Source organism: Pseudoalteromonas sp. MMG012, assembly GCF_018100875.1.
GTDB classification, from domain to species: domain Bacteria; phylum Pseudomonadota; class Gammaproteobacteria; order Enterobacterales; family Alteromonadaceae; genus Pseudoalteromonas; species Pseudoalteromonas aurantia.
Genome location: NZ_JAGJEF010000025.1, coordinates 1 through 13,701, shown reverse-complemented (window position 1 = coordinate 13,701; position 13,701 = coordinate 1). Strand labels below are relative to the sequence as shown.

The 13,701-nt window shown below is 39.0% G+C and carries 12 protein-coding genes; all 12 read left to right on the top strand.

Translation table 11 applies throughout. The features are described from left to right. Positions 1-2 precede the first annotated feature (2 nt). Complete coding sequence (locus J8L97_RS10590; protein WP_192506227.1) at positions 3-596, top strand: hypothetical protein; 594 nt, start codon at positions 3-5, stop codon at positions 594-596. A 1,473-nt stretch (positions 597-2,069) separates the two neighbouring features. Next, positions 2,070-3,884 carry a hypothetical protein gene (locus tag J8L97_RS10585; RefSeq protein WP_211049504.1) on the top strand — a complete coding sequence of 605 codons (1,815 nt, stop codon included), beginning with the start codon at positions 2,070-2,072 and terminating at the stop codon, positions 3,882-3,884. A 20-nt stretch (positions 3,885-3,904) separates the two neighbouring features. Beyond that, positions 3,905-4,822 (top strand): hypothetical protein, encoded by a 918-nt coding sequence (locus J8L97_RS10580; RefSeq protein ID WP_211049501.1) that lies wholly within the window; start codon positions 3,905-3,907, stop codon positions 4,820-4,822. A gap of 55 nt (positions 4,823-4,877) precedes the next feature. Further along, positions 4,878-6,809, top strand: a complete 1,932-nt coding sequence (locus J8L97_RS10575; RefSeq protein ID WP_211049498.1) for a hypothetical protein — start codon at positions 4,878-4,880, stop codon at positions 6,807-6,809. A 60-nt stretch (positions 6,810-6,869) separates the two neighbouring features. After that, a complete protein-coding gene (locus J8L97_RS10570) occupies positions 6,870-7,421 on the top strand; it encodes a hypothetical protein (protein WP_211049495.1) in 552 nt (183 codons plus the stop codon). 20 nt (positions 7,422-7,441) lie between these two features. After that, positions 7,442-9,814 (top strand): PKD domain-containing protein, encoded by a 2,373-nt coding sequence (locus J8L97_RS10565; RefSeq protein WP_211049492.1) that lies wholly within the window; start codon positions 7,442-7,444, stop codon positions 9,812-9,814. 23 nt (positions 9,815-9,837) lie between these two features. Next, positions 9,838-10,338, top strand: coding sequence for a hypothetical protein (locus tag J8L97_RS10560; protein ID WP_211049489.1), 501 nt, complete (start codon positions 9,838-9,840; stop codon positions 10,336-10,338). 70 nt (positions 10,339-10,408) lie between these two features. Continuing rightward, positions 10,409-11,104, top strand: coding sequence for a collagen-like protein (locus J8L97_RS10555; protein ID WP_211049486.1), 696 nt, complete (start codon positions 10,409-10,411; stop codon positions 11,102-11,104). A gap of 333 nt (positions 11,105-11,437) precedes the next feature. Beyond that, entirely contained in the window at positions 11,438-11,950 is a 513-nt protein-coding gene (locus tag J8L97_RS10550) for a hypothetical protein (protein WP_211049483.1), read from the top strand. 2 nt (positions 11,951-11,952) lie between these two features. Beyond that, entirely contained in the window at positions 11,953-12,510 is a 558-nt protein-coding gene (locus J8L97_RS10545; RefSeq protein ID WP_211049480.1) for a hypothetical protein, read from the top strand. Next, complete coding sequence (locus J8L97_RS10540; RefSeq protein WP_211049477.1) at positions 12,507-13,019, top strand: hypothetical protein; 513 nt, start codon at positions 12,507-12,509, stop codon at positions 13,017-13,019. Before J8L97_RS10545 ends, J8L97_RS10540 begins: the two co-directional genes overlap by 4 nt. A gap of 22 nt (positions 13,020-13,041) precedes the next feature. Then, positions 13,042-13,545: a hypothetical protein gene (locus J8L97_RS10535; protein WP_211049474.1), complete on the top strand. Its 504-nt coding sequence runs from the start codon at positions 13,042-13,044 to the stop codon at positions 13,543-13,545. The last annotated feature ends 156 nt before the right edge of the window (positions 13,546-13,701 follow it).

Here is a 13,701-nt window from a genome sequence, read left to right as displayed (position 1 = left end):
CTATGAAATTTGTGGTTGCAACCGCACTGACGTTAATGGGCAGTGTCGCTATCGCTCGCCCAGCACCTTTGGTCTCTATCCCTAGCCATGACGCTTTTTTTGATAATATAGCAGCGCACTGTGGTAAAGCGTATGAAGGTAAAATCACAGTTGATAATGCAACTGGACCAAATTCATTTGCAGGTAAAAAGTTAGTAATGCACGTACGTCGTTGTAATGAGCGCGAATTGCAAGTGCCTTTTCATGTAGGCAGTGATGCGTCACGTACTTGGTTGATCACTAAAACGGGCAGCGGTTTGAGCCTTAAGCATGACCATCGCCATCAAGATGGTACTGATGATGATTCAACCATGTATGGCGGTCACACAACAGATGCAGGTTTTGCAAATGTACAGTCGTTCCCTGCTGATCAGTATTCAAAAGAGTCATTTGCTCGTCAAGGCATTCCCCAGTCGATGGGCAATACATGGCAAATGTATATATATGATGAGCAGTTCACTTACCGCTTAGTGCGTCAAGGTCGAGAGTTTAGAGTTGATTTTGATTTAACGAAGCCTATTACGCCACCAAAAGCGCCATGGGGTTATAAAGACTAATATATTATTTCGGAGGTTAGCAGTGACTCACTGTTAATTTCTGACAATAATTGTTTCCTATCACAGCTTAAGTGATTCAATTCATTGTAATACATAAGTAGCTGAACTATTTAACTCCCTTACAAGCAGCTTGCTTAAGCTTAATATGCTAGGCATAGAGGCACATTTTAATGCGACGTTGATCAATAAACCTTATGAATAAATAGAGTTTTACTTATTTATGCCATTTACTAGCTAAGTTTCATATTATTCTTAATATTTATGTAACAAAAATCAATTATGTAAGAGCCTTGAAATTACGAGGGGCCTGTTTTTATTTTTAGGAAATACATTTTTTTATAGAGGTACCTTCATTGAATTATATTTTTAATAAAAATGTAATAATTGGTGTTCTCGTATTTTGTATGACCAACAATTTACCTTGTTTTAGAGACGTTTATTTTTTTGCTGTCAGCAACATCTTTGAACTCGAATCTGCGACTATGAGCCATTCGTGTATTTTCCGTAATTTTCTATAAGTCGAATGGTACTATCAATACCGTAAGTGTTTCTAGAACCCTTGTCGCCATCAGTGTGATTAAATGAATATACCAGAGGATCTAGTTTATAATCTATTTTCCCTGGATTACAGTCGCTACAATGTTACTGATAAAGATAGGTTTTAATGAAGGGGGAACACTTCTAAGCCTTTACAAAGCAGTTGTATTCAATCTCAAATTCAGCAATGTTCCGTTTAATTGTGTGATTTTATTTAGCGTATCGTATGATTATTTTTACCTGTGATGCAATGCCTTGTTACTAATTATTAGCTGTTTAGATTTGTTATTAGCGTAATTGCGATGTTGGTTTTCTTCATTGTACATCATTAATTTTATCTAGTTCGGATTTTTAAAGAACAGCCTAAATTTATATTCAATTTAATCTCTTTAAATCTTTTAATTTAAAAGATGCGTTATGCCACTTTTTATTTAAGGAAGTATGATAACCAGCCTTTTTTATGCTACTCCAATGTTTCTAATCTTGCTTTATCGATAAAAAATTAATATTTTCATTATTATTTTCAGATGAATAATTCCATTTTTCGAGTAATTAAATCATGTTTCTTTAAAGAATACAGGCTTAGAGTAAGTACTACTATAGTTTTGTTACCCCCAAGGTGTGGGGGTTTTGACTTAATAAAATAAGTAGTAAAAACAACTCCCTTTCGATTAATTATTACACTAAACATAGTCGTGGTAGATACGGCTCCTTGAAAGAAACAGCGCTTCTCCTTACAAATTTCATGATGTTTTTATTTATTGCATACAATAGTATGCATACAAAAATAAGGTTAATGTGGTGTTAATTCGTTGTTTTCGGCATGTTTACTTTCCCGTTTTTGTCAATTAGGATGGACCCCTAACTTAAACGCATATAAGTATTTTTCCCTTAATATCAAATTGTATTTTTATGAATATGAAGAAGGATTTTGTGTTGAAAAAGCAAAGTAAAAGTCGATTAAAGTTGAAAATTCTCACGATAGGGTTACTTAACTTAGGGGTTGCCTATGCACAAGAGCCTATGTGTAGCGCAAGCTTTCAATTGGTAAATTATTCACCTCAAAAATGTTACTCGGAGTTTAGTGAGTCAGATTGTACCGATGTGTGTGCAGCAGCTGATCCGGAATATAGCCCACAGTGTTTTAAATCACTGGATTTACCGTGTGACGTGATTTCAGGATTGCATTCCACTGGCAAAGGCTTTCAAAGTCGTGATGATTATTCGTGGTTTCATGTATCTGATTTACTGACTTACCCAGAACTTATTTCAGAACTTCATATTTTTCAGCAAGAGTTGTTTGATGAGTTATATGGTGAGTTTGTCAATAAACCAAAATATTTTGGCTTTAGTCCAGCAAGTGATGAATTCCGACGGGTAAACTTTAGGTTGGATGTTCTTACTAAACTAGACTCTTTAGCCGCTCCTTTACGTTTTGCTGGGTTGTATAGACGCTATTCGTTAGGTCTATTATTGGAAGAACAGTTAAATAGATCAATCATAGATATTAAATTTAATATTGATAAGTACCCTTATTTTAATACAGCTCAGCGTCAATCGTTAAAAGCAGAAATTGATTCTGTATTAACTGTGAAACTACGTTATTGGGATTTATTAAAGCGCTATACACCAGCTCAAATTGCCAGTAGTCGTGTGGGTCATTTGAATAGACGAGTCAGAACATTGTCTAGGCTGATTAATGTTTTGCCGCTTGCTCTACAAGATAAAATGCTCGAAAAATCGCAATTACTTACACCACATATCGATATTGAATTGAAAAAATGTGACACAGGTATTTGTTATACGAAGATCACAGCACCTGAAGCGATGCCGTTCTATCCTGAATTTGATTATCGTTTGCTGAAGTTTGAGCAAGTACTAACTGCACTTAACAATGAAGCATCTGCATTAACTAATATTTATAATGACAATTATCAGGTGATCGAACCTAGGTTATTGAGACGGCCAGATTTTGCCGGTTTTGTGAGTAGCAAGTTAGTGGATTATAAGGCTCTACGTTCTCAGGCTAATTTAGAACGTTTAGCAACAGCAATAGACATAGCTTATTTGTCGAAAAACCAAACGGGTAAAGCGGTATTGGCTGCATTAACTGAGCGCAGTGACGTTACAGATAATATGGGTGTCACCAGTTTAAGCGCTTTTGGTACACAGCCTATTTTATTGTGTCAGGAGTTTAGAAAAATAAACCCTGAAATGGCAGCAATTCAGGATGAGGGCTTTACGTTAGCCATAGAAGCAAGAAGTTTGCTTTCACTTATGATTCGTGACGGGTATACGGCAGAGTTACTGACTCAGTTAGAGACAATAATCGCTCGTTTGAATCAACTCGCTGCTCGAAGTCAAGTGATTAGCAATGTCGAAATGTTTGATAAAGACCGATTAGTAACAATTGATTGGGATTTGTTTGAAGCATCAGCGTTAACTCATTCACGAGAGTTTATTGAGTTGGAGTATCTTGAATACAATGGCATGTTTTGGACACCGAACATGTCAAGAACGATCTCTGAAATTTTTCCTTCCATATACCATGCCGGCACAATGTCAGGGTCGCTTTTACCTTCAGGAGTAACTGCAAATTCTCAACTAAATAATTTGCAAATTACCTTTAGCCAAAGTGCTTTCCATGCTTGTTCTGCAAATAATGCCACGATAAATGCCGTTGTAAAAGTGACTGATGGACAAGGCACCGTCAGTCGTCAAGTTTTAACCGCTAATTTCGATCAACTATAAGTATTAATAAAGGATATATTATGAAAATGTTACTGCTAGCCACTTTGTCTTTGACAGGTGCTACCTTAGCTCAAGCAGCTCCAGTAGAAGTCTTTAATGCAGACACACAGTGTGCGTCAAGAATGACGGGCACGGGAGAACGATTTGTTCCTCCTTGTCAGTTCTCTTCACACAATATGACAGCCGACCGCAATACAGCGTACTCGAGTGACGGACTTGTCAGGAATGGTTCTTTTAAAACTATTTTGAATTATAACTTTGTCTGTGAGTCTCTACGACCTCTGTCTGTACGTTATACGTTGAGTGCTGGCTCCGATGCATCCGAGACCAATAGAATTGCCGGTTCACGCATTGATGAAATTAATACCTTATCTATGGTGCATGGAAACCATGATGCTGATTTAGTTTTCAATGGATTAGATGGTGTTTTGGGTTTTCAGGCAATAAAGCCCGGCTGTCAACTCAATGTTAATCAGTTGCTGACTTATCCTGAGCCAAGCTATTTTGGCCAGTTAGCCTCCCACTTAGTGACACATAATGGCGTGATAAAATCGCTAGTCAGTATTGCACAACCATCCACTAACAGCGTTCAATTAATCAGCTCAATCGATAACACGTTAGATCTGTTAAGCAACTTAACGTTTGATATTGAAGATCCAATATTCCTTGATCAAATCACAACCGCCCAAGCCGATTTAGAGCGTTCAAAGGCTGTTTTTACAAATAACTGCCGTGCCGGAAGTTCTTCATCTCTATGTACAGTAGAGCTTGCGCGTTTGCGTCAAGTTTTACAAGGTAATTTAAGTTGGAACGAGGCTGGAATTAGAAGTTTGCATACTTATTTGTCAGAGCAAACGCGTTGGTTATCTGGTCAATCAATCGGCAGAGACGCGCTTGTGCTTACAAATGCGGTTAACAGATTACGTAGCCGCTTGTAACTGATTTTAAAGAGTAAGGATTTATTCACCCAAACCGTAATAAAGGAAATGAAAGATGTACGGAAAATTAATAACAACTTCGGTTGTCGCTGCGTTACTGCAAAGTACAGCAGCAAATGCTTTACCGGATTTAACGACAGGTAATCCACTTGATGCACTTGGCATGTCAACGCCAGCAGGTGTTGGCAATATTATGTCTGACAGTGAGAACCCTTTAACGCTGCATGTCGCACCGGTACCTGTGAAACAAATCAATGGTTTATACGCAGAATTAGGAGGAGCAGGCCCTGGTTGTGATAACTATGTAAATACTAAAACTCAAGCCTACCGTCAGCTGGCAACACCGGTATTACAAGAGCAAGCGTATTTAAAAGGTGATTTTGTTAGTAACTGGTATCAGCTGACTTATGGTATTCCACGCGCCAACTTTGAAGGTCTTAATGAGATCAAGAAGGCGCGTAAGGTGATTACTGATGCAGCGCTAGCGAATCAAGGTTTAATTGATACATACAATATATTGAAAGCACAGTGGAATCAGCTAAACATTGAATTAAGTGCAGCCTTTGCTGAGCGTGACAGGTTAGAGCGAGCAAGAATATCGGAAGGTCAAGGGTGCTTTACGAGTAGCGGTGGTGATTTCGCCAAGTACTTTGAATGTATTACTAAAGTGACCAATAAGTACCAGCCTCTTGAAGCGGCTGTAGCCTCGACGATTAGTGATTTGCAAACGCAAGTTGGCAATATCAGAACGAGCTATCTAACAGCGAAAGGGGCATACGACGCATACAAAGAAAAGCTGGTATTGGCTGAAAGTAATGTCAATTTCCATAGTTTAATCATTAACTCGCAATCTGTTATTTCTAAAAATGCTTGGACATTAGAAACTGACGTTGTCAAAGAACATGGTAAGGCTTTAGTTGGATTAGCCAGTGCGGGTTATAACATTTGGGATAAAGAACGAGACCTGTTATCAACTGCATTGAGAAATTCAAATAACCACCAATTCTCAGCTAAACAGTTGAACTTGTTTAATGTGCGGGTGAACTCAGGGGTCACACGAAATAACCCTAATGTGACGGCATCTGGAGAGAGTTTATTTTCACGTAATGTTTGGAGTTACCCAGCGGATACCCTGATCAATAAAGATATCTTGAATGATTGGGCAATGCCGTTTGAGCGTGAAGAAATAGGTGACACTATCCACTTTGATGCAATGGATGAAGGGTCATTTGCATCAGGCGGAATTGATTTCTTTGTTACTCGTGATGCACGTTGTGGTGATTACAGCCAGACAGTAGAAGAGAATTATTCAGGTACAGAAAACAATGTATCTGTTTCTTGGAAAGTCACACGTAAACTTTGGGAACCACAACCAAATCGCGCAGTATTTGTTGCTAATTTAGGGTTGTCGTATAACTACTATGCCTATCCTGGTCCAATTTCTGGTGAGTGTTCTATTAATGTTGACCGTATGAATAGTTACTGGAGAAGTGTAGGAAAATCTACGGGTTGGAGCTGGTTTAAGCGTAAAACATCGAGCTGGGATAACACTGTTGAGACGGCAAGAGACAATATGGGAATGGAATGTAAGCTGGATCTTAAACCACAAACAAATGACCCTGATGAAGCTGCGCGTATCGCAGAAGAAATCGAAAGAGAGATGTACAGCGATATGTGGCAAATGTTCTTGTCGATCTATGCTAAATCTTATGATGTTGAGCTAGAAAAGCCAGAGCTCCAAGATCCTAAGAAAGAAGCTGGGTTAACTGAGATATGTAACAGTCGAAATACATATTGTCGTTATAGCAACATTGTTCTTAAAGCATTGAATGCACTCGGTGGTACTAAAGCAACGGGTACAACGTCACATGTTTCTCGTCAATACGGAAAAATTTATAAACGTTTTGATAAGAAAATATGGAATGTACAAGAAGGCAGTGCATTAGTACAAGTTAAGGTATGTGTTGATAACACGCAATGTAATTAATTTGCGTTTTTAAAGGGGGTTCTGCCCCCTTTTAATCATGTTTAATTTTAGGATTTGGATATGAAAATCAAAGCAATTGCTGCTGTTATCGCCGTATCTATTATTGGTTATGTGGGGCTTTCCAGTAAAGAGATTGCTTTAACCAATGAGGCAGTAACTTCCACTTCAACAACTGCAGTGGCCTTAGAAGATATTGAACTTACTACGAGTAAAGAGATAGCTAAACCTGTTGGTATTAAAAGTAGAGAGAAAGGTGCTCAAGTCAGCGTAGAACAAGAGACGAATGTACAGGATATAGTACAAAACGCCATTGATATCGATACCAGCGAAGAAGACAAATATTACGACTTCATTATTGAAAACTTCCCTGAGTTGACTGAAGACGTCAATACATATCGACATGCGATTAAAGAGCAGCGGCAAAAAGTGAGTGTGTTTAGTGCACATATGAGCGAAAGAAATAAACAAGTGTCATTGTCAAAAAATATTGATAGTGGTGCTGATAGTGCCTTGAAGGAGCAACAGGATATTTTGTTGGCGCAAGCAAGAGTACTAGGACAGCAAGCTATGGCGCTGAATCAAGCGATTAGAGAAGCGGCCTACAATAAGTAGCCACTAAGGAGATGAAGTAAATGAAATGGACAGAAAGCATATTAGTTCCCCTTTGTTTTGTTGTGTCAGCATGTGGCAGCAGCGAAGGCCACAGTGACACCGGAAACACAGTACTTGTAAGTAACATTAAGCCAGTCGCGAAAATTGTAGATATGACTCCGATTAAAGCGATTCAAACGCCATTGAAATTCAATGGCACGGATAGTTCCGATGCTGATGGTGATGCCTTAACTTATCACTGGAGCTTAGTGCGAGTGATCGATCAGAAAGTGATCCCCCTAGAACAAAATACCGGCAATGAAATAGCCGTCAGTGTCGCGGAGCAAGGTAATTACTCTTTGCGACTGTATGTGAATGATGGGCATGAAGATAGCACTGCAGCTCAGTTTGAGTTTTTGGTACCAGAGCAAGCTGCACTTGTTGCTGATGCGGGCAGAGACTTTACTGTTAAAAAAGGGCAGGTGATTTCATTAAGCGGGGCAAATAGCAAAGCAAGTAATGGAACAATATCGGAATATCACTGGAAAATTCTTGATAAACCAGCGGATAGTAGTGCACGGATCTTTAGAAACCAAAGTACTAAAACTAATTTTGTCGCGGATGCTGTAGGTACATTTATAGTGCAATTATCGGTGACGGATAAAGCTGGGTTGACGGCACAGGATTCGGTTGTGATCACCAGTGATGCCATTGATGTAAACTCGCCGCCAATGGCAATAATTAATGTTGAAAAATCAACATTAGCACCTAATGAGATTATTAGATTAGATGGTTCTAAAAGCCATGATCCGGACCGCCTAGATCGTTTGAGCTATCGCTGGTCTGTGTTATCGGCTCCTGAGAATAGTCAACCGGTTGTGAGTAAAGCATCCGCAAAGAGAGCATCTTTCTCCTCGAATATCGACGGTGTTTACGATGTGCAATTAGCGGTTACCGATCAGCATGGAGCTCAGGATGAGGTGGTGCATCAATTTATAGTTCAATCAGAAAATCAGGTACCGATTGCCGTTTTAGGTTCGGATAAAGTGGTTAAACTATCTGAAACCGTGTCTTTATCCTGTGTATCTTGCTTTGATCCAGAAGGTGAACAGCTCAGCTATGAGTGGTTATTATTAGGTGCTCCGCAAAGTAGCGCTGCGCAGATAGTGTCAAGTCAGTCAGCTGTTACAGAGTTTACTCCGGACGTTGATGGGGAATATTTAGTTGCAGTGCGAGTTTCAGATGGACTGCACTCTACAACGTCTAATACTCAAATGTTTGATGTAAAGGCAAATCAAAAACCAATCGCGCAAATAGCGCCTATATCTACAGTCGCTCTCGGCTCTCAGATAGTTTTGGATGGGACGGGCAGTTCAGATCCTGAAGGTGCAGACCTTACCTATGAATGGCAGGTTGTTTCGCAGCCAGCTAATGAGGTGCTTGATACATCTGTAGTGGGTAAAGCAATGTTGCAAGCCAGTCATACGGGCACCTATGTATTTTCACTCAAAACCCACGATGGCACACAATACTCCGATACAGTTACACAAACTGTTTTAGTAACACAAGATAGAGCGCCAGTGGTTAATATTCACGGTGGAGATAGCCAAAGTGCACGTCTTGGAGATCAAGTTACCCTTGATGCAACAGCTAGCTATGACCCAGAGGGCGAAGCACTGGTTTATCAATGGAAGCTTGTTGCACCAGCAGGTTCAAACACCGTCATGGATGATAGTCGTACTGGGCTATTGAACTTCACACCTGATATAGCAGGGCTTTACGATGTTAATTTAACCGTATCAGACGCAGGCGGGTTGCAGACCAGTAGTACAGTCACTGTTACGGTCACAGAGCAAATGGATGATCTCCTGTCAGGGACAGTAAAAGGTCGTGTAGTTGATACTGTATTAAATGGTGTGCCAAATGCGGTATTTAAGATAAATGACGAGTTACACACAGCCGGTAGCGACGGGTTTTATGAATTTCCAGTAAAAGTGGAAAATGGCGCAGTAATAACGCTTGAGACACACGATGAGCGCTTGGTCAGTGCTAAGCATATTACGACTCATATCAGTCAAAATGACTTTATTGTAAATGTGGGTGAGTCATTTGTGCCAGTGAATCAGGTTGTAGATACTTATATTTGGGGTTGTGCTGGCTATACCGGGCCACAAGAGGTAAGCATTAAATTTAAAATGGTAGAGACTTTCCCTACCATGGACAAATTCACAGCCCAGTTTGAAAAATCATTTCTATTTACTGTTGAAGGTAATAAAAAAATCTCTTTACCAGCAACAGCTACATACGAAGTAACGACCGATGACAATATAACTATATCGCCATCGGAATCGACTAAAACTATATATTACGCTCCTGATTTTGGGGCAGTTAATATAATTAATATCTGTAATTAACTTTTCAATAAGGAAAATTAAAAGTGAAATATCTATCTATGCTTTTTTTGTTTATATCTATTTCAGCTAATGCCGTAGTACCTATATATGTGAGTGGTGAGAAGTTTCAATATAATGAAAGTGACTTTGACCCTATTATAGAACGAGGTCATGTCATTGGTTATGAAGCTAATATTCCAGTACATGTGGATCTAGAAGACCCGTTCTACGGTTATCCAGAGCTGGTTTTCGATATGAAATCTGAAGTCAAAGGCAGTATTGGGGCAGCCCCAATGTTTGCCGAAATGTCAGCTGTTTGTTCTGATGATGCATCAAGCGTTGATATTGGTCGTGATGCTGACATTATTATTAAAAGAGCAGGAGTTGTTAGAAATGCACGTTTCTCTATTTACAATAGATTACGTACAAATGGAGTTTGTAAAAACTTGAATGTTAAAATTGAAAAGATTCACAGCTCAGTTGCTGATACAGAAGCTTATGTTGATAATTTCAATTTTGATTTAATTGTTTACTTTGGCTACTAAAGTTAAAAATAAAATCAACAGAGCGTTTTTTAACAGTTACATTTAAAATAAAAAATAAAAGGACTACTTTATGAAAAATCTTATTACATTGGCTGTACTTTCGGTAGGGGCCATCTCTTTTCAATCTGCTGCAAATGAGCAAGAGAGTGATTTAGCACTATCGAAAATTGACCATTCCGCGCAAGTAGAATTAAACAATACAGAGCAAGCTGAGTTTAACGATATTGTGTTCGGACCTCACTGTTGTTATGAAAACCCAGGCCAACCTGGACAACCAGGTCGTCCAGGTCGTCCAGGTTGTCAAGGGCAACCAGGGCAGCCAGGATTTGCTTCTGTATCAGATGCGGAAATGCTCGCTGCGGCACAACCTTCAATGTTATCAGCCCCTATTTATATTGGAGGCGCTCGCTATACATTGACTAAGTCTAATTTTAACCCTGTCTATGAAACACGTGTAATTTACGATCCTTGTTATTTTGAACCACCTCGCACTTATCGCCAACTTGTTGGGTATGAAGTGTCATTCCCAGTTGATGGGGATTTTGGTCAAGACCTAATTTATGATCTGGTAGGTCGCTCAAATAAATCAATGTCGCTATCGGCATCGTGCGGAAGTTTCTCAGGGTCTGATTCAGGTAGTAAATATGTCATTTCTACTCGTAAAAATACCGGTGGAAGCTGTGAAAATATGCATGTTAAATTTAGATTTACGGGGTCAGCACCGAGTTATATTAATCTTAATGTTACTATTTCAGAAGAAATATAATAAATTAATTTCTGTTCCTCGTCGTAGCTACCTTACTACGTACGAGGTGCTGATTTTATATTTTTTAAATCATTTGTATTTATTTTTAATTTTTCTTTGAATGTCAATTTATTTTTAAATGGTTATGTGTGGTGCTTTTGTTTTTTATTTGTTAATTAGCTTAACTTGTTTTATATAATTCATATTGCGTGGCGCTAACTGATTTGTTAATAAATAAAGTTTGTCTTTTCCTCGTTGCCAGAGGTATTGAGGAAAGATCATTAAGATCCGATTTTAACGAATTTAGAAAGTATTTAAGTCTTTCAAATAAGTGAAAGTATAAGGAAATTATTTATGAAAAAACTATGTATTTTAGTCGGTATGATTGGATGTATGAGCCAAGCATATGCACTAGAACAACAAAAAGTAGTGACCGTAAACCAAGATGTAATTACGTTATCGATGGCAGATTTTCAGCCTATTACAACAAATTGGGCTAATCGTGAAGTGACAACGGGATATCAAGCTTTAATCGATGTTGTGGGAGCCGAGTCAAGTTTGGTGTTTCAGGGCAAAGGTGAGCTAACGGCTAGATGGTTTGCTTCTAATTTTGGGATGACCGCAAAAGTATCATGCAGTGGGATTCCCATCGGTATGGATAAAGTGTATGGCTACCGTATTAACAGAGTGTCAACGCCAGCTAGCCCAGAGATATCAGAACTTAGACATAATGTGGGTGCATGTACTCAACTGAAGATCGAGTTTAACAAAGAAGGCAGTATTAGCCGCCAATTTTACACTCGAATCCAAGACATCAATTTCTCATTGTCAGTTAAAGGGCTCAACAACACATCGGGAGGAGTTTGATTATGTTTAAAGTAGCCGCAATAGGACTAGCGTTTATGACGACTAGCGCAGCAATTAACGCATCTGAAATGGAAGTCTCATTTACAAATAAAGATATGGTGCAAAACGGTGCAACTTATTCTTATGCGCTAGAGACCATGAATACGATTAATGCGTCGGTATTAGAAGTTGATATTCGAATCCAAGGTGAAGGAGACTCAGTTTTTCAAATGCTACCAGCTTGTACTGAGTGGCAAGGCAGTACTTGTGTTGGGGCAGCAAAAGATATTTTGCATAGTGAGTTCTTGCACGAAGTTGACGTTTCTGTGGAATGCAACGGTCAAGCTCTTTATCAGAAAACCAAAAACAATATTGAGTTTACTAATGAAGAAATAGTGACGACGGCAAGTCAGCTTGCATTTGTTCACTCTGAAATAAAGCTTAATCGGATTGAGTGCTCAGATCTTAATGTCAATGTACGTACAGTTAATGGTGCTAATGATGCCATTATTACAGGCGTTGTTCGCTTTAAAGATTCAACGTCAATTCCCACTTTTAAAAATTATGATGTAAATTTATGAAAAAAATATTAGCGATAGGTAGTCTTTTATGTGCAGTAAATGCGTTTGCTGACCCTGGTAGTGTGTCTGTTGGTGGTAATGTTGTCGAGCTTCGTTTTCAAGACTTCACACCCATAACAAAACCATATGCAGGCCGGGAAGCTGTTGTGGCATATGAAGCGACATTTGAGATGGATGGTGATTTTGGGCAAGACCTTACTTATAAAGTTGGTGGCAAGTACCATACACGATGGTTCGTTGGTTCTATGGCTGTATCACTATCGGCTACATGCACTGGACCTGGCCTTGCAGCGCCAATATTTCTTGGTGAAGATTTAGCAACAGGCTTCCGCTACGACCGAACTTCATACGAAGCTAATCCGAGTTTTTCTAATGACCTGAATACCGGTGGTGAGTGCCAGACTATGACGGTTAGACTAGATAAAGTGGGCCATTTGAGTCGGCAGTTTTACACTAGAGTGACTGATCTACAATTTAATGTGCACATTATAGAGAAGCAGCCAAACTAGTCTTCTATTGAGGATATGTAAAATGAAATATGCACCTTTGCTGTTGCTGAGCTTATTTACATGTACAGCTTCAGCTTTACCAATCATTGTGAGTGGTGAAACGACTTCACTTACAAAGTCAGATTTTACTCATGAAAAGAAACTTTTTGTTTCTGAAGGTGGCGTAGACAGGTATGCAGAAGTAGCGTATCAAGTTAAATTACCGCTTGTACATACAGCGGGTATATCTCAATTGGATGTCCATTTGAGTGGCTCGGTTACGTCTGCATGGTATTCATCTAATTTTGGTATGACCGCTTCATTATACTGCAATGACACAAAGATTGGGGAAGACACTACTTTTGGTGTTAGATATGAGCGAGTCAGTTACAGAGTTAAGCCTAGTATTGTAAAAAGCTCTGTTCATATCCCTGCTGGCTGTCAAGAAGTTACCGTACGGTTAGACAAGGTAGGCAGTATCGCTCGGCAGTATTATACGAATATAAGGGATATAGATATCAATGTTTATCTATTGGCACCGTTTTAAACGGTAAATCGTATAGTCGCATTGTATAAATAAGGTCAATTTTTTCGCTTTTAAAGTTGACCTTTCTTCTATTTATAGAGAACCTTTGTATTTCTGTATGATATTAGAGCGTTTTTATATGAAAATCAGGGTTAGAGATTGATTTTTGCACGAACT

What these genes read in the sequence shown, in the direction of transcription:
- J8L97_RS10590 (WP_192506227.1), top strand. Translation starts at nt 3, where the DNA reads ATGAAATTTGTGGTTGCAACCGCACTGACGTTAATGGGCAGTGTCGCT.
- J8L97_RS10580 (WP_211049501.1), top strand. Translation starts at nt 3,905, where the DNA reads ATGAAAATGTTACTGCTAGCCACTTTGTCTTTGACAGGTGCTACCTTA.
- J8L97_RS10575 (WP_211049498.1), top strand. Translation starts at nt 4,878, where the DNA reads ATGTACGGAAAATTAATAACAACTTCGGTTGTCGCTGCGTTACTGCAA.
- J8L97_RS10570 (WP_211049495.1), top strand. Translation starts at nt 6,870, where the DNA reads ATGAAAATCAAAGCAATTGCTGCTGTTATCGCCGTATCTATTATTGGT.
- J8L97_RS10565 (WP_211049492.1), top strand. Translation starts at nt 7,442, where the DNA reads ATGAAATGGACAGAAAGCATATTAGTTCCCCTTTGTTTTGTTGTGTCA.
- J8L97_RS10555 (WP_211049486.1), top strand. Translation starts at nt 10,409, where the DNA reads ATGAAAAATCTTATTACATTGGCTGTACTTTCGGTAGGGGCCATCTCT.
- J8L97_RS10550 (WP_211049483.1), top strand. Translation starts at nt 11,438, where the DNA reads ATGAAAAAACTATGTATTTTAGTCGGTATGATTGGATGTATGAGCCAA.
- J8L97_RS10545 (WP_211049480.1), top strand. Translation starts at nt 11,953, where the DNA reads ATGTTTAAAGTAGCCGCAATAGGACTAGCGTTTATGACGACTAGCGCA.
- J8L97_RS10540 (WP_211049477.1), top strand. Translation starts at nt 12,507, where the DNA reads ATGAAAAAAATATTAGCGATAGGTAGTCTTTTATGTGCAGTAAATGCG.
- J8L97_RS10535 (WP_211049474.1), top strand. Translation starts at nt 13,042, where the DNA reads ATGAAATATGCACCTTTGCTGTTGCTGAGCTTATTTACATGTACAGCT.